We start from the raw sequence: 24,941 nt of genomic DNA, 5'->3' as shown, positions 1-24,941 counted from the left end.
CGGCATGACCTCCCAGCGCACTCGCGAGCGACTGATCCAGCGCCTGTATGAAGAAGGCGTGTCGAACGCCAAGGTGCTGGAAGTCATTCGCCGGACACCGCGTCACCTGTTTGTCGACGAAGCGCTGGCCCATCGCGCCTACGAAGACACCGCGCTGCCGATCGGCAACAACCAGACGATTTCCCAGCCTTATATGGTCGCGCGGATGAGCGAGCTGCTGCTTGAGGCGGGCCCGCTGGATAAAGTGCTGGAGATCGGCACCGGTTCCGGTTATCAGACTGCGGTCTTGTCGCAGCTGGTCGAACGCGTTTTCTCGGTCGAGCGCATCAAGGTGCTGCAGGATCGCGCCAAGGAGCGCCTGGTCGAACTGAACCTGCGCAATGTGGTGTTTCGCTGGGGCGATGGCTGGGAAGGCTGGCCGGCACTGGCACCGTATAACGGCATTATCGTCACCGCCGTGGCCACCGACATACCGCAAGCCTTGCTCGATCAACTGGCACCGGGAGGGCGCATGGTGATCCCGGTGGGCTCGGGCGAAGTGCAGCAACTGATGCTGATCGTGCGCGAGGAAAACGGGTTTTCCCGACACGTTCTCGGTGCCGTGCGTTTCGTGCCATTGCTCAACGGGCCACTCGCCTGAGCATTTATAAAAGCGTGCTGAATTCCTTTCGTTCGCCTGTGTCTTACACCGGCAGCGAAGAATTAAACGCAGCGAGTTGGCCAGTGGCAAACGTGTGCGTGCAGCGATTTCGCGTCATTAAAGGTAAAGCCGAACCGGCCCGTTATACTTGCGACAACCTGGGCCGGGATGCGGCACTTGTACATTTTTCAGCCACCACAAAGGAGCGGCGGGTGAGTCTCACAGTCATAGCGCAGCGTATGGGTAACACGAGCTTTCAGCGCCTGGTGACTGGCCTTGTCTTGAGTACTTTGCTGGTCGGTTGCTCCAGCACCAAATCGAGCAATGTCCGGGTGGTCGATCGCAACAATGCCGTTGCACAAAGGCCTACCGTGACGACCGGGCAGTATGTAGTCCGTCCCGGCGACACCTTGTTTTCGATCGCCTTCCGCTATGGCTGGGACTACAAAACCCTCGCCGCCCGGAACAACATTCCTACGCCGTATACGATCCATCCGGGTCAGACGATTCGCTTCGACGGCCGTAGCGGTTCAACGCCGACCGCGGTGGTCAGCACCAGCAGTTCGTCACCTTCCTCGTCGAGCAAAACCACGGTAATCCGACGCCAGGCAAATGGCACCACCACCACTACAACCCGCGGATCTACTGGCGTTGCACCGTCCGTCGCAAGCAAGCCAGCACCTGCACCACTACCTCCATCCGGCCCGGCCCCGACCGGCTGGGGATGGCCATCTAATGGCGTTCTGATTGGAAAATTCTCTTCAAACGGTAGTTTGAATAAAGGCATTGATATCGCCGGAGATTTGGGACAGCCTGTTTTAGCTGCGTCTGATGGGACGGTGGTTTACGCCGGGAGTGGCTTAAGGGGCTACGGCGAATTAGTCATCATCAAACACAGCGAAACCTACGTCAGTGCCTACGGACATAACCGCAGGCTGTTGGTTCGGGAGGGGCAGCAGGTCAAGGTCGGACAGACAATTGCCGAAATGGGGTCAACGGGTACAGACCGGGTGAAACTGCATTTTGAGATTCGCCGCCAAGGTAAACCTGTAGATCCACTGCAGTTCCTGCCCAGACGTTGATGTGTAAGCCAGCCTGTTCCGTCGCGTAGAGGGGACAGGCTCCAGCGTTGCCAAGGATAAAGGCGTCGCTTGAGCTTGGGGTCGAACTCACCAAAGGACTATAACAATGGCTCTCAGTAAAGAAGTGCCGGAGTTTGACATCGACGATGAGGTTCTCCTTATGGAGACCGGCATCGATTCGGATTCGATGTCGAATGATGAAGGGGCTGCTCCACCTTCCGTTCGTTCCAGATCCAGACACTCCGCAACACTCAAACAACACAAGTACATTGATTACACGCGTGCACTTGATGCCACGCAGTTGTATCTCAACGAAATCGGCTTTTCCCCTCTGCTGTCCCCGGAAGAAGAAGTTCATTTTGCGCGTTTGTCGCAAAGTGGCGATCCCGCCGGGCGCAAGCGCATGATCGAAAGTAACCTGCGGCTGGTGGTCAAAATCGCCCGGCGTTACGTCAATCGGGGGCTGTCGCTGCTGGATCTGATCGAAGAGGGCAACCTCGGGCTGATCCGGGCGGTGGAAAAGTTCGATCCCGAGCGCGGCTTCCGCTTCTCGACCTACGCGACCTGGTGGATTCGTCAGACCATCGAACGCGCGATCATGAATCAGACCCGGACCATCCGGCTGCCGATCCATGTGGTCAAGGAGCTCAACGTGTACCTGCGGGCTGCACGGGAGCTGACGCAAAAACTCGACCACGAACCTTCACCCGAAGAAATCGCCAACCTGCTGGAAAAACCGGTGGGCGAGGTCAAGCGCATGCTCGGCCTGAACGAGCGGGTTTCTTCGGTCGACGTCTCGCTGGGTCCGGATTCGGATAAAACCCTGCTGGATACCCTCACCGATGACCGTCCGACCGATCCGTGCGAACTGCTCCAGGATGACGACCTGTCGCAGAGCATCGATCAATGGCTGTCGGAACTGACCGACAAGCAGCGCGAGGTGGTGGTACGTCGCTTCGGCCTGCGCGGTCATGAGAGCAGTACGCTGGAAGATGTAGGCCTGGAGATCGGTCTGACCCGGGAACGGGTGCGGCAGATCCAGGTGGAAGGCCTCAAACGCCTGCGTGAAATCCTTGAGAAGAACGGGTTGTCGAGCGAGTCGCTGTTTCAATAAGCGCCTGCACGACCGCCCGCAAAAAGCCCCGACTGGTTCGGGGCTTTTTATTGCCTGCATAAAACACGGTCGATCGTGCGCAGGTGCCGGATGAACGAGATGTAGTCTCGCTCTGTAAGCCAATGCTTACTGTTTCGTAAGTGTTCGATATTTTTACAGTGTGGCGGACGGCTATTCCGCTTGCTGATTTTACGTAAGTAATTGATAGGAAAACATATTTCTGATTATTAAAACCCCGTGACAATAACTTCTGGCGCTCGAGGCCGATTGTCCCGTTCTGGAAAATCATTAGTATCTGAATTGTGTCGACGGACAGACACGCCCTTCACGGAGGAGGGGGAACGGACATCGCAGGACGTGATTCATCAGGACGATGAAAGGGAATACAGGGAATAGGGAAAAAATGTGGGCGGGTCATACCGCCCCTTTTTTTGCCTGCAGAAAAGCAAAAAGGCCCGCGAGGGGCCTTTTCTTTCGAGCGCGGGGCAGATCAGCGTTCGAGAAGTGCGATCTTGTTCGGCTTGCCGTCCCACTCTTCAGCGTCGGGCAACGAATCTTTCTTCTCGGTGATATTCGGCCAGATCTCAGCCAGCTCAACGTTGAGCTGAATGAAGTTTTCCATGCCGGCCGGGATTTCATCTTCCGAGAAGATGGCCACAGCAGGGCATTCTGGTTCGCACAGTGCGCAGTCGATGCACTCGTCCGGGTGAATCACCAGGAAGTTCGGGCCTTCGTAAAAGCAGTCCACCGGACACACTTCTACGCAGTCGGTGTACTTGCACTTGATGCAGTTGTCGGTGACGACGAAGGTCATTTCTAATTTTCTCCTCAGGCGGCGGCAGCGTTGCCCCTTCACGGTTGGGGTCGCCAGGTTCGGGAGCGATACCTGCTGGCCAGGCTATGAGCCAGCAGCATCCCGAACCGCGCGAGATTCTAACAGCTTGAAGCGATTTGCGTTATATCCGCTTCTTCAGTGCTTATATCCGGCTCTTCAGTGCATAGAGCATTTCGAGCGCGCGGCGCGGGGTCATGTCATCCAGGTCGACTTTCGCCAGTTCATCCAGCACCGGGTGCGGCAGGCTGGCGAACATATCGCTTTGCTGCGGCGCAGCGGGTTTGCCTTTGGCTGCCGGTTTCGGCGCCTCATGGGGCAGCGCGGTGTCTTCCAGGCGACTCAGATGCTCACGGGCGCGGACGATCACTTCGCTCGGCACGCCGGCCAGTTGCGCCACGGCGAGGCCATAACTCTGGCTGGCTGGTCCCGGCAGCACGTGGTGCAGGAACACGATGCGCTCGTTGTGCTCGGTGGCATTGAGATGCACGTTGGCCACCAAGGGTTCGGCCTCCGGCAGCACGGTCAGTTCAAAATAGTGCGTCGCGAACAGCGTATACGCACGCAGGTGCGCCAGACGTTCAGCCGCAGCCCAGGCCAGCGACAGACCATCGAAGGTGCTGGTGCCGCGACCGACTTCGTCCATCAGTACCAGGCTGCGTTCGGTGGCGTTGTGCAGAATGTTGGCGGTTTCACTCATCTCGACCATGAAGGTCGAACGGCCGCCGGCGAGGTCATCGCTCGAGCCGATGCGGGTGAAGATGCGGTCGACCAGTGACAATTCGCAACTGGCCGCCGGCACGAAGCTGCCAATATGCGCCAGCAGTACGATCAGTGCGGTCTGGCGCATGTAGGTGGATTTACCGCCCATGTTCGGGCCGGTGATCACCAGCATGCGCGTGTTGTCGTCCAGGCTCAGGTCGTTGGCCACGAACGGCGTGGTCAGCACTTGCTCGACCACCGGATGACGACCCTGAGTAATGCGCATGCACGGCTCGCTGACGAAGCGCGGGCAGTTCAGGTCGAGGTTCAGTGCGCGTTCGGCGAGGTTGCTCAGCACGTCCAGTTCGGCCAACGCGCCTGCAGTGTCCTGCAGCGGCGGCAACTGGCTGATCAGGTCTTCGAGCAAGGCTTCGTAGAGCATTTTTTCACGCGCAAGGGCACGGCTCTTGGCGGACAGTGCCTTGTCTTCGAACTCTTTCAGCTCAGGGGTGATGAAGCGCTCGGCGCCTTTCAGGGTCTGGCGGCGGATATAGTCCGCTGGCGCCGACTCGGCCTGCTTGCTCGGCAGTTCGATGAAATAGCCATGAATGCGGTTATAGCCAACTTTCAGATTGGCCAGGCCGGTGCGGGCTTTTTCCCGGGCTTCAAGATCGATCAGGAACTGACCGGCGTTTTCGCTCAGCGATTGCAACTCGTCCAGTTCACTGTCGTAACCGGTTTTCAACACGCCGCCGTCGCGGATCACCGCGGGCGGGTTGTCGATGATGGCTTTCTCCAGCAACGCCGCCAGTTCCGGGTAGGTACTGGTAATCGTCGCCAGACTCTGCAGGTGCGGCGCCTCCAGATCGGTCATCGCCGCTTGCAGTTCCGGCAGTGCACCCAGCGCATCACGCATACGCGCAAGGTCACGCGGGCGCGCATTGCGCAGGCCGATCCGCGCGAGAATGCGCTCGATGTCACCGATTTCCTTGAGCTGCGGTTGCAGCTTTTCGAAGCGATAGCGATCAAGCAGGCAAGTGATCGAAGTCTGGCGCGCCAGCAACACGGTCAGATCGCGCAGCGGGCGGTTCAGCCAGCGGGTCAGCAAACGGCTGCCCATGGCGGTCTGGCAACGATCGACCACCGATTGCAGGGTGTTGTCGCGACCGCCGGCGAGATTGGTATCGAGTTCCAGGTTACGTCGGCTCGCACCGTCGAGTACCACCGTGTCATCCAGCCGTTCGTGGCGCAGGCTGCGCAAGTGGGGCAGGGCAGTGCGCTGGGTTTCCTTGGCGTACGCCAGAAGGCAGCCAGCGGCGCCGATGGCCAGCGTCAGGTTCTCGCAGCCGAAGCCTTTCAGATCCTGGGTGGAAAACTGCTGGCAAAGGCTTTTCAGCGCCGAGTCGCGCTCGAAATCCCACGGCGCACGACGGCGCACGCCACGGCGTTTTTCCGCCGGCAGGTCTTTCGGCCAGTCATCCGGGATCAGCAGCTCAACCGGATTGACCCGCTCCAGTTCCGCCAGCAGGTTTTCCCAGCCCTTGATTTCCAGCACGGTGAAATTGCCGCTGGTGATATCCAGTACCGCCAGACCGAACAGGCGCTCGTCACCCAGTACCGCCGCGATGAGGTTGTCACGGCGCTCATCGAGCAACGCTTCGTCGCTGACCGTTCCCGGTGTGATGATCCGCACCACCTGACGCTCGACCGGGCCTTTGCTGGTCGCCGGGTCGCCGACCTGCTCACAGATCACCACCGACTCGCCAAGCTTGACCAGCTTCGCCAGATAACCTTCCGCCGCATGGTAAGGAATACCGCACATCGGAATCGCCTGACCCGCCGATTGCCCGCGCGCCGTCAGAGTGATGTCGAGCAGCTTCGCCGCCTTCTTCGCGTCCTCATAGAAGATCTCGTAGAAGTCGCCCATGCGGTAGAACATCAGCTGATCCGGGTGCTGATTCTTCAGGCGCCAGTACTGCTGCATCATCGGAGTGTGGGAGGACAGGTCGGAGACGGCTTTATTCATCGGATTGTCAGGCAACTCATTAGAAGATGTAGGGCAAAAGCGCGGCATCGGCCGGGCGTTTCCGCGATGGACGCAAGGTTACCATGGGCGCTCAATCGGACGCAGGCATCGCGGTCGATTGGCGGGTTTGTTCATCGAAATCTTGCTTTATGCATGTTCTATGCAAAACAGCATTTGTCTTCCCAAAAAACTTCAAGCACTATGCGCGTTATGCAAAAACGCAACGTAGCCTCCGTCTTAAGAGCACTGCTCGATCAGCACGGGATCTCCCCCACGGAGCTCCACCGTCGCACCGGCGTGCCTCAATCCACACTCTCGCGGATTCTCAGCGGGAAGATCGTCGACCCTTCGGATAAACATATTTCGAAAATCGCCGAATACTTCGCCGTGAGCACCGATCAGCTGCGCGGGCGCGCGGACGTCGCAGCGACGGCCGGCGGCGGGCGTGATGAGGTGCATGCGGAACTCAAGGACATAAGCCTGTGGGACGACGACACCCCTGTCGATGACGACGAGGTGTCGGTGCCCTTTCTTCGCGAGGTTGAATTGGCTGCTGGATCAGGAAGATTCGTCATCGAAGAGAGCGAACGCTCTAGTCTGCGCTTCGGCAAGCGCAGCCTGCGCCATAACGGTGTGCAGTTCGATCAGGCCAAATGCGTGACCGTACGTGGCAACAGCATGTTGCCGGTGCTGCGTGATGGCGCCACCGTCGGTGTGAACGCGGGCAAGTGCGGCATTGGCGACATCATCGATGGCGACCTTTATGCGATCAACCACAACGGTCAGTTGCGAGTGAAACAGCTCTACCGTCTGCCCACCGGCATCCGTCTGCGCAGCTTCAATCGCGACGAGCACCCGGACGAGGACTACAGCTTCCAGGAAATCCAGGAAGAGCAGATCGTCATCCTTGGCCACGTCTTCTGGTGGGGCATGTATGCCCGTTAGGCCCATGACTTTCAGATAAACCCGCCCTCGGCGGGTTTTTTTTCGCCTGGACGAAACCGACAAACCCTTTGATAGCGGGGCTTTCATGCATTCGCGCATTTCTTGTGCATAAATAAATGCATTTACGCATTGACTGTATATGCATCCATGCATATTCTTGCCACCAAGCCGCTCGACAAAGCGGCTGGCAAGACAAGCTCTTTAGTTCCACAAGAACAGGCAGCGATGAACCGGCCTCAACGGTTCAGAGGGTTGGCAACTGACCCGGGTGTGCAGCGTAAAGCACCAGAAGCAGTTATCCGGCGGGCAGGGACCGCGGTCGGAAAAACAATCTGAATGGACTCGTACCGCGCCAGTAGCGCCGAAAAGTCAGCTTCCTTCATGACTACAGGATTTGAAGGAAGGCGAAGGAGCGCATTACTGAAAAGCCTGGCGTGCAAGCGCCGGGCTTTTTGGAATGCCTGCCGAATCAAACGCGACATCCCTTGAAAAAACACAGAACGAGGAATACCCATGAGTCTCTATGCATTGGTTGAATACAACAGAGTCGTCCAGCTAAAAGAAAGTGAAGTCATCCCCGAAGCGCCTGCTTCGCCAACCTCCACCTGGGTTGATGTTACCGGCAGCACGGATATACGGGTGGGCTGGGGGGCGACGTTCAACGGCATCTGGACCTTCTCGGCACCCACCGATGAAGAGCTGCGAAACGAAGCCGAACAACAAAAATGGCAACTTCTGAATGTCGCCGCCAATTGGCTGTTGATGAACTCATTGCAGTTCAAGGTTGATCTGGCCGTGGCTAGCGCAGAAGAACAAGCCCGATTGCTGGCTCACAAGCAGTACTGCATTGCGCTCAGCGACATCGATAAGCAGTCGGGTTACCCGACAAACATCATGTGGCCGGTTGCTCCTTACTGACGTATGCAGTCTGCCGTGAAAAAGCAGACCCATCGCTCAGCCTGGCGCCCTGAGTCAGACGAGCCAAGACACTTTTCCAAACCTGATCACGGATGAAAAACAAATGCTGAACAAGAAAATCGCTGCGCTTCTCGCTACCTTAGCACTGCTCGGCAGTGCCAACGCACTGGCAGCCAATCTGCTTGTGAACGGCAGTTTCGAACAGTCAAGCTGCGGCGCCGGCTGCATTCTGGACACACCGGCAAAAGCCGATGCCATTACAGGCTGGACTACCTTTTTGTCGGGGGCCGAATACTTCAATATGCCCAATGCGATCGGCGGCTCTGTTGCAGCAGATGGCGTCATGATTGTAGATCTTGCCAACTACGTTTACGGCAATGGCGGCGGGATCCAGCAAAACTTTGCAACCACCGCAGGCGCTAAATATCGTCTGACCTTCAGCGCGGGTAACTCTCGGTTTGCCAGTCGTGCCGGGGATGGTGTCGTTCAGGTAAAAGTGGCTGGTCAAACAGCGACCTTCAATACGCCGACAGCGAAAGGTGTTGCCGTTGAGTGGGCCACCATTACCTACGATTTCACCGCAACCACCGCGCAGACCACGCTGGCATTTTCCAATGAACAAAACCCGAATGCCTACTTCGCCTTCATCGACAATGTCGTCGTCGAAAGGCTTTGAGCTTCGAGCAACGGGCGTTTCGGTGTCCTCTCAAAATTTGGCGGTGGCATCTGTGCGGTGTCGCCTCCCATCCTGCTCACATCAACACATCCAGGAGGCGTGACATGACAAACGAGCAACAAGCGTTGGCGGACATGCCGATCTGGCTGGTCATCCTCCTGGCCGTCGTCGGCGGGGTGTCCGGCGAAATGTGGCGCGCGGACAAGGAAGGTGCACGCGGCTGGTCATTGCTGCGGCGCCTGGCCTTGCGCTCCGGCGCCTGCATGATCTGCGGCGTGTCGGCGATCATGCTGTTGTATGCCGCAGGACTGTCCATATGGGCCGCCGGCGCATTCGGCTGCCTGACCGCCATGGCCGGTGCCGACGTCGCCATCGGCCTGTACGAACGCTGGGCCGCCAAGCGCATCGGCGTCTGCGAAGTGCCACCGCGCGATTCACAGTAACCCCACACTTTTTGACTCGCTGCACGCCGTGCGGCGGGTTTTCGCGTGGACATTCGAAAAGGAGGTCATGCATGCCCACCCCGATCCAGCAGCCTTCGCAGCTATACACGGCGATGGCAACAACCTTGCGCAACAGCGTCGGCCTCAACGTGCAGGTCGGCCATCAGGAAGATTTCAGCGCACCTGGCGAACAGGCCTGGGTGTTGATCGATTTTGACCGCAATGCACCGGGCGTTCGTGCTGCCGATGGACGTATCGCCCATGTGCTGACGCTGTCGCTGCAAGTCATCCCGGCGCTTGCAGCCAGTGCCTTCGCTGCCTGCGATCTGATCGCCGTGCTGAAAAATCTGATCACCGACAATCGCTGGGGGCTGCCCGGCGATCAGTGTGATCTGCCGATGAATATCGACGGCCTGCCGTCCATGTTCGGCCAGCAATACAAGGCCTGGACGCTGACATTCGAGCAGACGCTTTATCTCGGCCCGACGTTGCTTGACGATCCGCTGGGCATTCCGAAATTCGCCCGTACATGGGAGGTCAGCAACATTGACGACCCCGACCAATACACCGCGCTGGAGGCCTGAGCGATGTTCGATGCACTACTGCGTATGCAACTGGGCCCGATCATCGAGCGCCTGGCGGAAATGGAAGCAGACATCGACGACCTGCACCGCCGCGCCGAGAGTTTCTGTCGGATCGGCCTCTGTCAGAGCGTCGATGCCGCCAGCAATACCTGCACGGTCAGCCACGGCGGTTTGCTCACTCCGGCGATCAAGTTTTTCAACCCCAGCGCTGGTGCACAAAGCGAATCGCGGATTCCGTCGGTGGGCGAGCAATGCCTGCTGTTCAACTACGGCAGCGGCGAAAGCGGTGCGCAGACAGTGGCCTTGTTTGGCTTGAACAGTGACCGCTTTCCACCCGTCGCCACGGTGCCGACGCTGACCCGTCGAGTGCACCAGGACGGCAGCGAAAGCGGCTACGACGACGCCACTCACACCTTGCACTGGCAAAACGGCCCGGCCGCGTTCAACGGTTCTCGCGACTCGCTTGAACTCAGCATCGGCCCAGCGCGACTGGCGCTGACGCCACAACTGATCACCCTGCAACTGGGCGCCGTCGGCGTGACCATCGACGCCTCGGGCGTGCACTTCAGCGGTCCGCTGGTCGACCACCAGGGCCGCGTCATCAGCCCCTGATTTCAAGAGCTTCCCATGATCGGAATCCATAGAGACAGCGGGGCCACGGTCGACGACTGGCTGCAATTTGTGCAGCGCGCGACCCGAGCCCTGACCACACCGCTGGGCACCCGGCAAAAACGGCCTTTATACGGTTCGCTGATCCCCGCGCTGCTGGGGCAGAACCTCGGCGATGACATCCTGCTGCTTGCGCAGAGCCACGCAGCGCAAGCGTTCTATAACGCACAGAACGGCATTGGCGATTTTCAACCGCAAGTGATCGTCGCCAGCCGTCAGGGCGCCGGTCTGCTCCTGCGTTTCGCCGGCACATGGAAAAACCGCCAACAAACCTTCGAGGTCGTGACATGAGCATGTTGATTCCCGGCCAGAACCAACTGGCTGAACCGGCGCTGATCAAGGTCGATGGCTTCGAGGACCTGCTTGCCGAGTTCAAGGCCTTCGTCGTCGACTACGTCGCGGCGCGCTCGCCAGACAGCGCGGCGAAACTGCACACCAGCCTGGAGAACGAAAGCGAGTTGCTGACCCTCGCCCTCGAAGCGTTCTGCGTACGGTTGCAAACCCACGAACGTAAATACAACGCCCGTATCAAGCAGATGCTGGCGTGGTGGGCGACCGGTAGCAATCTTGATGCGCGGCTGGCGGACATGGGGCTTGAGCGGCAGTTGCTCGATCCCGGCGACCCGGCGGCATTCCCACCGGTGCCGGCGATTTATGAAAGCGACGACGATGCCCGTCTGCGCTATTACCTGGCACCCCACGCTCCGGCGGCGGGCTCGCGCATGCAGTATCGGCGCGAGGTGTTCACCCTCGGCGAGCGGCCCACGGTGAAAGTCGAATCCAGCGATGCCGGCGTGGTCAATGTCACGTACACGTTCAACCCGGACGGTCTCGCGGCGCAAATCAAGGATGGCAACGGTCGGCGCACCGCACCGGGCGAAGTGCAGGTTACGGTACTTGCACGAGAAGGCGATGGCACGCCTTCCGCCGCCTTGCTTGAGGGCGTTCGTGCGCATTTTGCGCGGCCGGATGTGCGACCGGAAACCGACCTCGTCACCGTCAAGGGCGCCGACATTCAGCGCTACAAAATACGCGTCGTCGCGAGAATCAATTCCGGCCCTGATTCGGGCCTGACCAAGGTCGCCGCTGAACAACAATTGCAGGCTTACGCCGACAGTTGTCATCGACTCGAAGGCCGGGTCGATCCGAGCTGGATCGACTACACGCTGCACAGCGCCGGCGCCGTGCAACTGCAGATTCTCGAGCCGCTGACGCCGATCGTCACCACCGCGTTTCAGGCGCCGTACTGCACGGCGGTCGAAGTCGAGGTGCTGACCTTATGAGTGAAGCAACTCAACGTCCGACACTGCTGCCGGCCAACAGCTCAGCCCTTGAGCGCGGGCTCGATCTGGGCTTCGGCGCCTTGCTCGATCGCATCGCGCCGCCGTTTCCCGAACTGATGAACCCCAGCACCACCCCGGTGGCTTTCCTGCCGTACCTGGCGGCCGATCGCGGCGTCGCCGAATGGAGCAGCGATGCGCCGGAAGCGGAAAAACGCCTGACCGTCGAACTGGCCTGGCCCACCGCACGCCAGGCCGGCACTCGCAAGGCGCTGGAAAACGCCGCCAAGGGTTTGCAACTGCGCCCGGAAATCCGCGCCTGGTACGAACAGACTCCACCCGGCGCGCCCTACAGCTTTTCCGTGCGTGCTTTTACTGAACAACCCTACAGCGAAGCCATTGACGCCCGTCTCGACCGACGCCTGGCCGATGCCAAAAGCGAACGGGACATTCTCTCGGTGTCGGTGGGCTTGAGCGCGTTCGGCAATCACGTCATCGGCGCCGCGACGTTCTGCGGCGAGCTGACCACGGTTTATCCGGTGTTCATCGAAGGCCTGGAAACTTCTGGCGAGGCGTTCATGGCCGCCGCTTTGTACACCGTCGAAACATCCACTATTTATCCTCAGGGGGCCTGAATGGCTGACTATTACACCCTGCTCACCAACGCAGGGATTGCCTACGAAACGGCGTGCAAGGCCGCGGGTGTGCCAATCAAGTTGACGCAGATTTCCGTCGGCGACGGCGGCGAGGGCGGGGTATACAACCCGGCCGCAACCGCCACCGCGCTGAAACGCGAAGTCTGGCGCGGACCGCTCAATGCACTGTTCCAGGACGAGAAAAATCCGAGCTGGCTGCTCGCCGAAGTGACCATTCCGCCGGATGTCGGCGGCTGGTATGTACGCGAAGCCGGGCTGTGGACCGATACCGGTATTCTCTACGCCATCGTCAAATACCCGGAGTCGTTCAAACCGGTGCTGGCGACGTCGGGCTCGGGCAAGGAGTTTTACATCCGCTCGATTTTCGAGACGAGCAATGCGTCGCTGGTGACCTTGTTGATTGATGACACTGTGGTCAAGGCCACGCGTGCCTGGGTCATGAGTTATCTGGCCGAAGAACTCGGCAAGCTCGATGGCAAACAATCGGTGCGTGCTGCCGCCACTGGCAACGTCGTGTTGAACGGCGCACAACAGATTGATGGTGTGGCGGTGATCGCTGGCGACCGTGTATTGCTGCCGAGCCAGACCTTGGCCAAGGACAACGGCCTGTGGATCGTTGCCAACGGCGACTGGCAGCGCGCGACTGATGCCAACAGCAGCGCCAAAATCACGCCGGCCCTGACGGTGATGGTCGAGGAGGGCACGGCGAACGGTGATTCGCTGTGGCACCTGACTACCAACGCGCCGATCACCCTCGGCACCACGGCGCTGACCTTCAAGATGCTGGCCGGGCGTACCGGGATTGCTGCCGGGACTTATAAAAGTCTCACCGTCGATGAATATGGTCGCGCAACGGCCGGTGCCAATCCAGAAACGCTGGCCGGTTTCGGTATCAAGGATTCGTACACCAAGGCTGAAGTTGAAGCGCTGATTGCCAAGGCCTCGGCGTTGCCGGTGGGGTCGATTGTGGCGTTCCCTGTCGATGCCCCGCCACCGGGGTTTCTGGAGCTGGATAACAGCGTCAAGAGCAGCGCGACTTACCCGGACTTGAGCGCTTATCTGGGCGGCAAGTTCAACAAGGGTGATGAGGGGGTTGGTAATTTCCGGCTGCCTGAAGCGCGAGGGGAGTTTTTGCGGGGTTGGGATCATGGGCGGGGGGTGGATGCCGGTCGCCAGCTTGGTACGGCCCAACTCGATGCCATGCAGCGTCTCACTGGTGCAATATCTGCAGCAGACTCTACTGGTATGGGCCAAATTCTCAACGGTGTATACGGCGGGTCGAAATCCGGAGTGTCGAAGGGTGTGAATGCTGCGCCCGACGCCTACACCTCCATAGATTTTGACAACGCGCGACAAGCCCGGACATCGGCAGAAAACCGCCCACGCAACGTCTCCGTCATGTGGTGCATCAAAGCCTGGAATGCCCCGGTCAATCAGGGAAACATCGACGTAGCGGCGCTGGTCAAGGAAGTTTCACGGCTTGGATCTGCCGTACCGGTCGGCGCTGTGATGGCCTTTCCTACAGGTATTGTTCCGCCGGGTTTTCTGGAACTTGATGGCAGTGCGCAGAGCACTGCGACTTATCCGGATCTGGCTGCTTACCTCGGTACGAAATTCAATAAAGGCGACGAGGGCGCAGGCAACTTCCGGTTACCGGACAGCCGTGGCGAGTTTTTGCGAGGATGGGATCATGAGCGAGGCGTAGACGCCGGTCGTGTGATTGGCTCAACTCAAAAGGGCACGGTGACTACGTTTGACAGTAACCCTAATCCGAACCTGACGGTTGAGGTTATACAGGCATCGGTGGCGGCTGCTCAGGCTGACGTATTCCTGGCCACCGATTATCCGGGCGTGGCCAGGACGTATACGACTTCCGGGGTTGTGACCTCGTCAATCCTGGCTGATGGCGGTGTTGTAAGACCGCGCAACTTGGCTGTCATGTGGTGCATCAAAGCCTGGAACGCACCGATCAATCAGGGAAACATTGATATCGCTGCGTTGGCAGGAGAAGTTAAAACCTTGCGGCTTAATGGGCCAGCGGTCGGTGAAACTCGTAATTTGCGACTCTCGCTATCAACTGCGTCTTCAGTTGCCTCTCTCACAGCTGATTACGTGATTGTTGAACAGCCGGGAACCGCAAACTATAAATTGACGAACGTCAATTTATCGATTGACCTTACGGTCGTGGGTGCTGGCGGCATGGATGTTGGGCCTTCGCCGGCTAGCGGTAGTGTTGGAATTTACGTTATATACAATCCGGAAACGAAAACTTCAAAACTGATAGGGGTGAATGCTACCTCGGTTTCGATTCCGGAAATTTATACTGGAAACAATCTGCCGTCTGGTTATACGGCAAGTGCGCTAATTAGCGTTTGGCAAACCAATGCAAATAGATTGCTGGTAGCTGGTAGCCAGTTTCAGCGACAGATATCCATCGCCAGGATGCCTGTTGTATCAAATGGTACTGCCTTAACCTGGACCCCCGTTTCGCTGGTTTCCGTCGTTCCAAAAAACACTAAGTCTGTGGGTGGGTACGTTCATTACATCGGAAGCACTACAAATGCAGGGGGAGGTTATCTCGGGCTTGCTTCAGATGCATTGGGGGTCGGTCTTAAGGCGTTTGGAATTGGAGGCACACCCGGTCTAGGGGTCCTTGGTTCGTTCTCCGACTTGACTGTGACAACACCGCAAACGATTTTTTACGTCCTGGATGCAATCCTTTCACAGGCCAACTCCGTGCATATTTCCCAATACACGTTTTGAGGAGTTATCAATGTTAAGAGCGTACTCAAACAATGGAGCGACTTTTCGGTGTGTCGCTCCGGACTGGCCATTAGCAGATGATGAAGTTCTCTTTGATCATGAGCCTGATGAAAATGAATTGGAGAACGCTTTTGGTTACGCCCGAGGAGAGTTATCCAAGAAACGTCTGTTGCGCTTGATCGCTGAACAGCGATTCCGTCGAGAAGTGTCGGGAATAGTGGTTGACGGTATGGTTGTTGAAACCTCCCGGGAAAGTCAGGCGCTGATCGCTGGGATGGCTATATCAGCAATGCTCGATTCTGAATATAAATGTAATTACAAGGCTGTCACCGGATTCGTTGAGTTGGTCTCCTCGCAAATTCTTGGTATTGCGACGGCTGTACGTTCATATGTTCAAGCCTGTTTCAATCAGGAGAAAGCACTGCTGGAGAAAGTTGCCAGTGGTACCTACACAGACGAAATGCTCGAAGAAGGCTGGCCCGACACTTCGGCGACCGAGTCAGTCGACGCACTTCAATAAACGCCCCTGCGCAGGGGCGTTTTCTTGTCCGCGTAAAAACATACAAACCCCGCCAAGCCCCTCCCTAGAGGGGCTTTCCCGTTTATGGAGAAACGAAAAATGGCAAACCGCCAAACCTACACCGTGCTCGTCCCGTTCCCCACAGGTCGTGGGCACTGGTCGAGCGTCGGTCAAGAGCTGGATCTGCTCGACGTCGAGGCCAGTGCCTTGCACAGCGCCGGGCGTCTGCAACTGAAAACATCTTCCACCCAGGCCAAAAAGGCCGCTGCCAAGAAGGCTGACTGAACATGGCTGAGGTTTTGAACTTCGAGCACAACGGCATTACCGTCAATGCCACCGAATCCCCCGAGGCCATGGGTGGCCTGGGTGACAACGTCATCGGTCTGGTCGGCACCGCGCCGAATGCCGATCCGCTGATTCCGCGTAACGCACCGTTCCGCATCAACAGTTTCACCACCCATGCGCTGCTCGATCCGAGCGGTGCGGAAGAGGGCACGCTGTACCACGCGGTCTACCAGATCCTCAAAGTGGTCAAGGTGCCGGTCTACGTGGTGATCGTCGAAGCGGGCGCGACCCCGGCCGATACGGTCAACGCGGTGATTGGCGGTGTCGAGCCGGCCACTGGCCGCAAACTCGGTCTGGCTGCATTGGGGAGCGTTCCGGAAGACCTGACCATCATCGGCGCGCCGGGCTTCACCGGCAGCAAAGCGGTGGCCGGTGAATTCGCCTCGTTCGGCAAGCGCATCAAGGCCCGTGTGGTACTGGACGGCAAAGACGTTTCGGTGGCCGATCAGGTGCTGTACAGCCAGGAACTCGGCGGCGCCGATCTCGGTTTCGACCGTTGCCTGGTGGTGCACAACATGCCTGCCGTGTACTCGAAAGCGGCGAAGAAAAACGTCTTCCTCGCCCCGTCCAGCCTGGCGATCGCTGCGCTGGCCAAGGTCAAGCAGTGGGAGAGCCCGGGCAATCAGGTGACCTTCGCCGAAGACGTCTCGCGGGTTGTCGAATACAACATCCTCGACACCTCCACCGAAGGCGATCTGCTCAACCGCTACGGCGTCAGCTATTACGCGCGCACCGTGCTGGGTGGCTTCTCGCTGCTGGGCAACCGCTCGATCACCGGCAAGTTCATCAGCTACGTCGGTCTCGAAGATGCGATCAGCCGCAAGCTGGTCAAGGCCGGCCAGAAAGCCATGGCCAAGAACCTCACCAAGTCGTTCATGGACCAGGAGGTCAAGCGCATCAACGACTGGCTGCAGACTCTGGTTGCCGACGAAACCATTCCTGGCGGCAGCGTCTATCTGCACCCGGAACTCAATAGCGTCGAGAAGTACAAGAACGGCACCTGGTACGTGGTCATCGACTACGGCCGTTACGCGCCGAACGAACACATGGTTTATCAACTCAACGCCCGCGATGAAATCATCGAGCAGTTCCTGGAGGACGTTCTCTAATGTTTACCAACCGTAATCGCCAGGCCATCGCGGCCACCCTGCAAGGCTTGCCGCTGTCGGCGACCGTAGAGGAATTCACCCCGCCGAAAATCGAATTCGACATGGAAGAAATGCGCGGCGGGCGTTTTATCGTTGAAGAGATGGCCAAGGGCGGCAAGGCGCTCAACGCCAAGCTGACCCTGCAAGGCCTCGGCACCGAAGTGATGCTCGCACTGGGTGTGAAGCTGGGCGACGACATCCTGCTGAACGTGCGTGAAGCCGGTCAGGATCAGGACGGCAACACCTGGTTCACTTACCACACCGTGGGCGGTCAGCTGAAATCCCTCGAAGAAACCGCAGTGAAGATGGGCGAAAAACCCAAAACCAATCTGGAGCTGTCCTGCCGCACCTACAACCGCCTGGAAAACGGCGTACCGGTGATCGACATCGACGTGCGCACGCAGAAGTTCGTGCTCAACGGCGTCGACATCCTTGGGGACGCGCGGCGTGCGGTGCTGATGCCGTAATCCCGGCAGCACACCACACACACAAAACCTGTGGGAGCGGGCTTGCCCGCGATAGCGGTGGGTCAATCAACCCAATGTTGGAAGTGACGCCTCATCGCGGGCAAGCCCGCTCCCACAAAGGATTTCAATAATTCCCAAAGAATCACCAAGGAATTCATACATGTCGTGGATGCCACCCCAACATGAGCTGCTGTCGCCGATCACTGGCGAGGACGGTTCGCAAATCGAAACCCTGCAGCTCAAACCGCTGTTCTACGCCGCACAGAAAGAAGCACTGGAACGCGCCGGCGATGACGAGGACGACCAGTTTTTTGAACTGGCACTGCTCGCCACCGGCCTGTCGGTTAAGGAACTCGACCAGCTCAAGCGCCCGGATTACGTGAGCATTGCGCAGTACGTTCACGAGATGTCGACGCGCCCTGCGTCGTTCTTTCTGAAGCAGGTCGAAGACGCCGAAAAATCTGACGACCCTGATCAAGTGCAACTGCTGCAACCGCTCGCCATCACCGGCCGTACCGTGACCTCGCTGAGCCTGGAAATGCCCGCGCTGCGCGCCACCAAAGTGATGAAGAAACTGAAAACGGCCAAGGAACGCGCCGAATTCATCACCGCCCATTGCACCGGCCTGATGATCCCCGATCTGGCCCATCTGAGCGTGCCGGACTGGACGCAATTGCAGGTGCGCATCGACGATTTTTTAAACCAGCCGGCGGCCTACTTTCGGAACGCGACATCGAAGTAATCCTCGATATCGTCCCGCTCATTTACCCGGTAAGTGAAGCGGAGATTCTGGAATGGGACGCCGAAAAGGCGTTGCGCCGCTACGACATAGCGATCACTCGCCTTGGCGTGAAACAGGAGTAGAGCGGCATGGCAGAGAACAAGTTTGCGCTCACCTACGTCGGTGAGGGCGGCCTTACAACAAGCGGATCCACGCTAGGCGATAACCTCGTCAAACCTGTGCAGGATTTGACCCTGGCACTGGCATTGGCAAGCGTGGACATCCGTCTGCTGACCCAAGAGCAGATCAAATTGCGCGAACTGCTGGTGAGCCAGCAATCGCTATTCAAAGTCGTGGCGGCGGCCCCGTCTGCCAATAGCGAGGCGAAGTCAAAACTCAAGGCAGAAGTCGAGCAGCGCTCACCACCTAAAGCCATGCAAGCGGCGATGGCGCAGCAGACCGCTTTGTCTGAGCTCAATCGAGTGGTGAAACTGGATAAAGACCAGCTCGCGGCGCTATCACAAGAAACCTTGAGAATGGCCAGCGAAAAACCGGTTGCTCCCAGTGGCGCAACCGGTGTGGATTTATTGCAGGTGCAACTGGCAGCCGCCAGATCCGGGGTGGGTGAAGGTCTTGAGCCCGAGCGCAAAGCTGCCGCCTTGACCGAATTCGCTCGCGACGCGGCGATCAACGCTTCGGCGTTCGGCGTTTATGTGAAAACAGCCAGTGAGATGATGTTGGCCTGGCAGTCAGCGATGAATCTTGATCGCGGCAAAAGCCAACGCCTGGCCGATGCGACCAACTATCTGGGACATAGCACGCTGGACGCAAAATCTGCGGATATCGGCTCAGTCGTGCAAAGTGTGGGTGAAAAAGCTGTCGCTGGCGGGCTTGCGCCGGAGCAGGTCGCTGCATTGGCCGCAGCGTTTTTGAACAGTGGTGTCGACAAATCCGCAGCGGGTGCCGGGCTCAACAGTTTGATGACCTTGCTTGCCAAGGCCGACACGGCCACGGATGAGCAGCGCACTGCCTGGGCTTCGCTGGGCAAAGATCTGGGGCCAGAGGCTGTCGCCACAGGCATGAAGACCGATACGTCGGCGACCATCATCAAGATCATGGAAGCCCTCAAGGACAAGAAGCCCGAAGAGAAGGAGGCGTTGACCAAAACGCTGTTCGGTGGCAACGACGCGATTCTCAAGCTGCTGAAAAAACCTGAGGATGTGACCAAGGCGTTCGGTCTGCTGACTGTAGCGAATCCACAAGCTCCAACGAAGCTCGATTACGTTGGGTCAGTCGGCAAAGACGCCGACCAGTCAGGGAGCACTTCGCAAGGGCGCTTCAATGCCTTGGATGCCAGCGGTACACGGTTGTCTACGGCCGTTGGCGGAGCATTCACCAATGTGTTCGACGGTGTAGTGTTTTCTCTGGACGCTGTCGCCAGTGGTATGGCCAGGTTTGCCGAGGAACAGCCCAAGGCGACGGCGGCTCTGCTCATGCTAGGCGGCGTGATTGCTCTATCGCGCGGCACACAGATCAAAGTCGCCACGGCCTCGCTCATTCGTGGTGCGGCGACGAAATTGCTGACGACGGCAGGAGCCGGTCCCCTGATCGATGTTCTTGATAGGTCTGTCGCCGCTGGCGATACCGACAAACCCGACAAATCCGAAAAGTCGACGAAGCCTGTAAAACGCCGCAAATCAGCCAGTCCCAAAGCCCCCGTCAAACGGTCATCCGTCGCGCCACGAAAACCTGCACAAACACGCCCGACATTGAGCAGCCGTTTCGCCGACGCCAGGGCTATGGCCAAGGGTTTCAGCAAGTCCAATGCTTTGCTGACCGTAGCTGCGGCGGCGCCTGACGTGATCAAGGGGCTGCAGGAAGGCGATAACAAAATGGTCGGCGGTGCGCTAGGTTCAGCCGGCGGCAGTCTGGCGGGTGGTTATGCAGGTGCGGTGACGGGCGCGATGATAGGCAGTTTCATTCCCATCATCGGCACGGCTGTCGGTGGTCTGGTCGGCGGTATTGTCGGCAGCACGTTGGGCAACATGGGCGGTTCGTGGCTTGGTGAAAAACTGGCACCGGCGTCCGACCGACTCGCCCCGCCGGCAGAGGTCGCCAAAGAACTGCCAAGCGCACAGACGCAAAACCAACAGGTGAGCTTTTCACCTCTGATCCAGGTCACCTGTCCGGCTCCAGACACGGCTGAACAAATCCGCACAATCATCGGACAGCAACTGAGCGGGCAATTTCACGGCCAGTTTCTGCCGTTGATGACCAACAACTCCCTCGCCACTCGCCGCGACGCAGCCCTCACCGATGGAGCCGTCACATGAAACAACAAATGGCATTGGGCAGTTTCATCTTCGGCCTCTCGCGCCAATTTGCGTATCACTCGCTGGCGCGCAAGTCCGATGGTGGCTGGACCGAGATACAGATCCTCACCAGCAAACCCAAATCCAGTCAGACCGGACAAAAACCCGAAACCCTGACCATCACCGGCAAATCGATGTACGCCGTGGCCATGGATCGGCTCGATGAGTTGCGCGCCTTGCAGGCACTGCGTGTGCCGTTGCCGCTGATCGATGGCATCGGGCGCAATTGGGGCCTGTGGCGAATCAGCAATATTTCAGAAACCCAAAGCCAGATCATCGATGACGGCACGGCGATGGTGGTCGATTGGGTCATCGAACTGGCGGAGTTCAACAATGCGTAAGGTACGAAGCGTGGCCGGTGATTCGGTGAATCTGTTGCTCTACCGCGAAACCGGACGCAGCGATGATGCCGCTGAAGAAGCCCTGTGGAAACTCAACCCGAGCCTGGCCGAACATGGCCCGGTGCTGCCCGCTGGCATCTGGGTCGTGCTGCCGGAACTCGACAGCAAACCCGCCGCGATCAAAGCGCTCACGGCCTGGGATTAAGGAGGTTGTATGGCATTGGGTTTTACCCCGGTCGTGCAGATTTATGGCGCCAACGCGGATCTTCTCAACCAGCGTCTGATCAGTTGGGAACACATTGATGCCGCCGGCATCGAGTCGGATCAACTGACCCTGACCATCGATCTGGAAGGCCTCGAAGGGCTGCCGAACCTCGGCGGGAAAATCGGCCTGCGGGTGGGTTACCTGGAAATGGAAGAGATGGTTGACAAGGGCCAGTTCAAAGTCACTCGCCTGACCCCGACGCTGTTTCCGTTTCGCTTGACCCTGGTGGCCACTGCAGCGCCTTTCAGCAAGGATGACGAGACCGGCTTCAAGCAGCGCCGCACCGCCAGTCATGGCCCGACGACGCTCGGTCAATTGTTCAGCAAACTGGTGTCGCAGCACGGCTTTTCATCGCGTGTCGCTGCGGACGTGTCGATGATCAAGATCGCCCACGTCGACCAGACCAATGAAACCGACATGGGCTTTCTGACGCGCCTGGCCAGGAAGTACAACCTGGTCGCCAAACCTTATGGCGATGCGTATGTGCTGGCGCGGCCCGGTCAGATCAAATCGATCTCGGGGCAGAAACTGCAGGATGTGACGTTGTCGGTGACCCACAACAATCGTCCCGGCGATCACGCCTTCATCAGCGCCACGCTGGAAGAGGCCGCCCGCGAACAGGCCAAGGGCTGCAAAACGTGTTTTGTCGATGCTGTTACAGGCGTTTTGCATTGGATCGAAACGGGACTCGCGCCATTCAAAACCATCCGCCAGAAGCAACCCAGTGAAGCCGACGCCATTGCCGTGGGAGAGGGCGAAGTGCGCAAGATGCTCCGGCAAAAATTCAAGCTGAAAATCACCTGCCCGGGCAACCCGCTGCTGGCCGCCGAAGGTCTGCTATTGCTCGATGGCACCTGGCCGGATTTCATGCGCGGGCGCTGGTCGATCGACAAAGTTACCGCCAGCGGCAATCGCGAAAACAGCTATCGCTGCCTGATCGATGCGAGCGGCCTCGATCCCAAGGCCGAAGACTGATCTCTCAACATCACAAATCCCTTGTAGGAGTGAGCCTGCTCGCGATTGCGGTGTGTCAGTCACCATCGATTCTGACTGTAAGTCCGCTATCGCGAGCAGGCTCACTCCTACATGAGTCCTGCGGTAACTCCCACTATTTGGAACACCCCCCATGAAGATCACCCCGATCCTCACGCAGCTGCGTGGGCAATGCCCAAGCCTTGCCAATCACATTTCGGTGGGCGTCGATCTGGCCTTGCTGCAAGGCAACGCGGATCTGCCAACACCCTCGGCCTACGTGCTGCCAATCGCCGATCTGGCCGGCAACAGCACTGCCCAAAACCTCACCAGCCAACCGATCCGCGACCGCTTCGAAATCGTCGTCGTGCTTGACGCCAGCGACGCGACAAAAGCGCTGGATCTGTTGCACGACCTGCGCGCCGAACTGTGGCGCGCACTGGTGGGTTTCAAAGTGGATTCCGACTACAGCGCCATCGTTTATGACGGCGGTGAACTGGTCTCGCTCAACAGCAGCCGCGCGTTTTATCGGCTGCGCTTTTTTGCCGAGTTCCAGCTCGGCCGCAATCTGCCAAGTCAGCCTGCGGAGAGTTGGCATGAACGCGAACTGGACGGTTTGTCGTCCTTTACCGGGGCCACCGTGCGGGTCGATGCGATCGATCCGGCCGACCCCAACCTGCAACACCCGGGCCCTGATGGGCGCGTGGAAATGACTTTCTCTGGAGACGTAACCCCATGAGCAACCGCATCACTGTGCTGCCGGCCGCCGGCCGCGTCGTACCTGACCCGGAGGCCGGCGACCTGCTGCCGCCAGAAGGCCGTGAAGTGCCCGACAGCGCCTGGTGGCGCCGCCGTCTGGCCGACGGCGACATCACCCTCAAAACCGCAACAGCCAAACCAAAGGGAGCCAAATAATGGCGATCGGATTCAGCAACATCCCGGCGGACATTCGTGTACCGCTGTTCTATGCCGAAATGGACAATTCGGCCGCCAACAGTGCGACGTCGGCCATGCGCCGTCTGATCGTCGCGCAGGTCAACGACAACGTCGCCCCGACCGAGGTCGGCAAACTGGTGCTGGTCTCCAGTGTGGCGCTGGCAAAAAGCATTGGCGGTCAAGGCTCGATGCTCGCCTCGATGTACGAAACCTTCCGCAAGGCCGACCCGATCGGTGAGATCTGGTGCCTGCCGCTGCACAACACCGAAGGCGCGATCGCCAAAGGCGTGCTGACCCTGACTGGTGCAGCCACTCAGGCCGGCGTGCTCAACCTGTATATCGCCGGCGTGCGGGTGCAGGCCACCGTGGTCAACGGTGCCACCGCCGTGCAAGCGGCCACCGCCCTGGCGCAGAAAATCAACGCCACCGCCGACCTGCCAGTCAGCGCTGCGGCCGCTGAAGGTGTAATCACCCTAAGCGCCAAATGGACCGGCGACAGTGGCAACGACATCAGCCTGCAATTCAATCGCCTGGGCAAGAGCAATGGCGAAGAAACCCCGGCCGGCCTGACCACTGCGATCACCGCCATGACCGGCGGCGCCGGCGTGCCGGATCAAGTGGCTGCGGTGGCGGCATTGGGCGACGAGCCGTTCGAATTCATCGCGCTGCCGTGGTCCGATCTGTCGACCCTCAACACCTGGCAAGCGGTCATGGATGACAGCACCGGTCGCTGGTCGTGGGCCAAGCAACTGTTCGGTCACGTCTACAGCGCCAAGCGCGGCACCGTTGGCACCCTGGTCGCCGCAGGCCAGGCGCGCAACGACCAGCACATGACCATCCAGGCGCTGGAGCCGGGCGTTCCACAACCGTTCTGGGTACAAGCGGCGGCACTGGCTGCACGCACCGCGGTGTTCATCTCGGCAGACGCCAGCCGTCCGACGCAAAGCGGCAGCCTGCCGGGTGTCGATCCGGCGCCGGCCAGCGAGCGGTTCACCCTGACCGAGCGGCAGTCGCTGCTCAACTATGGCATCGCCACCGCGTACTACGAAGGCGGTTACGTGCGCATCCAGCGCTCGATCACCACCTACCAGAAAAACGCTTACGGCCAGGCCGACAACTCCTACCTGGACAGCGAAACCATGCACCAGTCGGCGTTCATCGTGCGTCGTCTGCAAAGCGTGATCACCAGCAAATACGGTCGGCACAAACTGGCCTCCGACGGCACCCGTTTCGGCGCCGGCCAGCCGATCGTTACCCCGGCGACCATTCGTGGCGAGCTCATTGCGCAGTACGCCAAGCTCGAACTGGAAGGCCACGTCGAGAACGCTGAACTGTTCGCCGAGCACCTGATCGTCGAGCGCGACGTGCAGGACCCAAGCCGCGTGAACGTGCTGTTCCCGCCGGATTACATCAACGGTCTGCGCGTGTTCGCACTGCTCAACCAGTTCCGTCTGCAATACGACGACGCGGCCTGATCGCCGCGTTTGACCGTAAGCATTCAGCCCACCTCGGTGGGCTTTTTTA

The 24,941-nt window shown here is 59.0% G+C and carries 27 protein-coding genes; 25 read left to right on the top strand and 2 right to left on the bottom strand.

Annotated features, from left to right (window positions below; all coding sequences use genetic code 11):
- The first annotated feature begins 4 nt into the window (after positions 1–4).
- The 3 genes from J3P75_RS22025 to rpoS all read left to right on the top strand — a co-directional run bounded on the left by J3P75_RS22025 (position 5) and on the right by rpoS (position 2,836).
- Positions 5–640, top strand: a complete 636-nt coding sequence (locus J3P75_RS22025) for a protein-L-isoaspartate(D-aspartate) O-methyltransferase (RefSeq protein ID WP_172833348.1) — start codon at positions 5–7, stop codon at positions 638–640.
- 212 nt (positions 641–852) lie between these two features.
- Entirely contained in the window at positions 853–1,722 is an 870-nt protein-coding gene (locus J3P75_RS22020) for a peptidoglycan DD-metalloendopeptidase family protein (RefSeq protein WP_434711354.1), read from the top strand.
- 106 nt (positions 1,723–1,828) lie between these two features.
- On the top strand, positions 1,829–2,836 hold the full coding sequence (rpoS, locus tag J3P75_RS22015; protein ID WP_203420947.1) for an RNA polymerase sigma factor RpoS: 1,008 nt from the start codon (positions 1,829–1,831) through the stop codon (positions 2,834–2,836).
- Between the two features lie 490 nt (positions 2,837–3,326).
- Here rpoS and fdxA read toward each other — a convergent pair whose 3' ends face one another.
- Both fdxA and mutS read right to left on the bottom strand, forming a co-directional pair.
- Positions 3,327–3,650, bottom strand: a complete 324-nt coding sequence (gene fdxA / locus J3P75_RS22010) for a ferredoxin FdxA (protein ID WP_434708176.1) — start codon at positions 3,648–3,650, stop codon at positions 3,327–3,329.
- A gap of 163 nt (positions 3,651–3,813) precedes the next feature.
- Complete coding sequence (mutS, locus tag J3P75_RS22005; protein ID WP_434708175.1) at positions 3,814–6,396, bottom strand: DNA mismatch repair protein MutS; 2,583 nt, start codon at positions 6,394–6,396, stop codon at positions 3,814–3,816.
- A 210-nt stretch (positions 6,397–6,606) separates the two neighbouring features.
- On the opposite strand from mutS, the gene J3P75_RS22000 reads away from it, so the two are divergent.
- From J3P75_RS22000 to J3P75_RS21895, 22 genes are all read left to right on the top strand, one after another.
- Complete coding sequence (locus J3P75_RS22000; RefSeq protein ID WP_434711353.1) at positions 6,607–7,341, top strand: XRE family transcriptional regulator; 735 nt, start codon at positions 6,607–6,609, stop codon at positions 7,339–7,341.
- Positions 7,342–7,854: 513 nt separating this feature from the next.
- Entirely contained in the window at positions 7,855–8,259 is a 405-nt protein-coding gene (locus tag J3P75_RS21995) for a tail fiber assembly protein (RefSeq protein ID WP_434708174.1), read from the top strand.
- 103 nt (positions 8,260–8,362) lie between these two features.
- Positions 8,363–8,935 carry a DUF642 domain-containing protein gene (locus J3P75_RS21990; RefSeq protein WP_434708173.1) on the top strand — a complete coding sequence of 191 codons (573 nt, stop codon included), beginning with the start codon at positions 8,363–8,365 and terminating at the stop codon, positions 8,933–8,935.
- A 104-nt stretch (positions 8,936–9,039) separates the two neighbouring features.
- Positions 9,040–9,378, top strand: coding sequence for a phage holin family protein (locus J3P75_RS21985; RefSeq protein WP_186550225.1), 339 nt, complete (start codon positions 9,040–9,042; stop codon positions 9,376–9,378).
- Between the two features lie 71 nt (positions 9,379–9,449).
- A complete protein-coding gene (locus J3P75_RS21980; protein ID WP_434708172.1) occupies positions 9,450–9,962 on the top strand; it encodes a hypothetical protein in 513 nt (170 codons plus the stop codon).
- A 3-nt stretch (positions 9,963–9,965) separates the two neighbouring features.
- Entirely contained in the window at positions 9,966–10,574 is a 609-nt protein-coding gene (locus tag J3P75_RS21975) for a phage baseplate assembly protein V (RefSeq protein ID WP_434708171.1), read from the top strand.
- A 15-nt stretch (positions 10,575–10,589) separates the two neighbouring features.
- On the top strand, positions 10,590–10,922 hold the full coding sequence (locus tag J3P75_RS21970) for a phage baseplate protein (RefSeq protein ID WP_434708169.1): 333 nt from the start codon (positions 10,590–10,592) through the stop codon (positions 10,920–10,922).
- A complete protein-coding gene (locus tag J3P75_RS21965) occupies positions 10,919–11,914 on the top strand; it encodes a baseplate J/gp47 family protein (RefSeq protein ID WP_434708168.1) in 996 nt (331 codons plus the stop codon). Before J3P75_RS21970 ends, J3P75_RS21965 begins: the two co-directional genes overlap by 4 nt.
- Positions 11,911–12,546, top strand: a complete 636-nt coding sequence (locus J3P75_RS21960; protein ID WP_434708167.1) for a phage tail protein I — start codon at positions 11,911–11,913, stop codon at positions 12,544–12,546. Before J3P75_RS21965 ends, J3P75_RS21960 begins: the two co-directional genes overlap by 4 nt.
- On the top strand, positions 12,547–15,330 hold the full coding sequence (locus tag J3P75_RS21955) for a phage tail-collar fiber domain-containing protein (RefSeq protein ID WP_434708166.1): 2,784 nt from the start codon (positions 12,547–12,549) through the stop codon (positions 15,328–15,330).
- A 10-nt stretch (positions 15,331–15,340) separates the two neighbouring features.
- Entirely contained in the window at positions 15,341–15,850 is a 510-nt protein-coding gene (locus J3P75_RS21950; protein WP_434708165.1) for a DUF4376 domain-containing protein, read from the top strand.
- Positions 15,851–15,949: 99 nt separating this feature from the next.
- Positions 15,950–16,135, top strand: coding sequence for a hypothetical protein (locus J3P75_RS21945; RefSeq protein WP_208938516.1), 186 nt, complete (start codon positions 15,950–15,952; stop codon positions 16,133–16,135).
- A gap of 2 nt (positions 16,136–16,137) precedes the next feature.
- Positions 16,138–17,304, top strand: coding sequence for a phage tail protein (locus J3P75_RS21940; RefSeq protein WP_434708164.1), 1,167 nt, complete (start codon positions 16,138–16,140; stop codon positions 17,302–17,304).
- Positions 17,304–17,810, top strand: coding sequence for a phage major tail tube protein (locus J3P75_RS21935; protein WP_203420959.1), 507 nt, complete (start codon positions 17,304–17,306; stop codon positions 17,808–17,810). Before J3P75_RS21940 ends, J3P75_RS21935 begins: the two co-directional genes overlap by 1 nt.
- A gap of 160 nt (positions 17,811–17,970) precedes the next feature.
- Positions 17,971–18,552 (top strand): phage tail assembly protein, encoded by a 582-nt coding sequence (locus tag J3P75_RS21930; protein WP_434708163.1) that lies wholly within the window; start codon positions 17,971–17,973, stop codon positions 18,550–18,552.
- 128 nt (positions 18,553–18,680) lie between these two features.
- Positions 18,681–20,864, top strand: coding sequence for a phage tail tape measure protein (locus tag J3P75_RS21925; protein ID WP_434708162.1), 2,184 nt, complete (start codon positions 18,681–18,683; stop codon positions 20,862–20,864).
- Positions 20,861–21,244: a phage tail protein gene (locus J3P75_RS21920; protein WP_434708161.1), complete on the top strand. Its 384-nt coding sequence runs from the start codon at positions 20,861–20,863 to the stop codon at positions 21,242–21,244. The genes J3P75_RS21925 and J3P75_RS21920 overlap by 4 nt, the downstream gene beginning before the upstream one ends.
- Positions 21,237–21,449 (top strand): tail protein X, encoded by a 213-nt coding sequence (locus J3P75_RS21915; protein ID WP_090282040.1) that lies wholly within the window; start codon positions 21,237–21,239, stop codon positions 21,447–21,449. Before J3P75_RS21920 ends, J3P75_RS21915 begins: the two co-directional genes overlap by 8 nt.
- A gap of 9 nt (positions 21,450–21,458) precedes the next feature.
- Complete coding sequence (locus J3P75_RS21910) at positions 21,459–22,484, top strand: phage late control D family protein (RefSeq protein WP_434708160.1); 1,026 nt, start codon at positions 21,459–21,461, stop codon at positions 22,482–22,484.
- A gap of 151 nt (positions 22,485–22,635) precedes the next feature.
- Positions 22,636–23,220 carry a phage tail terminator protein gene (locus tag J3P75_RS21905; protein WP_434708159.1) on the top strand — a complete coding sequence of 195 codons (585 nt, stop codon included), beginning with the start codon at positions 22,636–22,638 and terminating at the stop codon, positions 23,218–23,220.
- Positions 23,217–23,396, top strand: coding sequence for a DUF2635 domain-containing protein (locus tag J3P75_RS21900; protein WP_208938508.1), 180 nt, complete (start codon positions 23,217–23,219; stop codon positions 23,394–23,396). Before J3P75_RS21905 ends, J3P75_RS21900 begins: the two co-directional genes overlap by 4 nt.
- Positions 23,396–24,892 carry a phage tail sheath subtilisin-like domain-containing protein gene (locus J3P75_RS21895; RefSeq protein ID WP_434708158.1) on the top strand — a complete coding sequence of 499 codons (1,497 nt, stop codon included), beginning with the start codon at positions 23,396–23,398 and terminating at the stop codon, positions 24,890–24,892. Before J3P75_RS21900 ends, J3P75_RS21895 begins: the two co-directional genes overlap by 1 nt.
- The last annotated feature ends 49 nt before the right edge of the window (positions 24,893–24,941 follow it).

The organism is Pseudomonas sp. R1-1 (genome assembly GCF_051132135.1).
Taxonomy (GTDB): Bacteria; Pseudomonadota; Gammaproteobacteria; order Pseudomonadales; family Pseudomonadaceae; genus Aquipseudomonas.
Note: the sequence above shows the minus strand (reverse complement) of the source record. Positions and strands in the feature narration are given on the sequence as shown.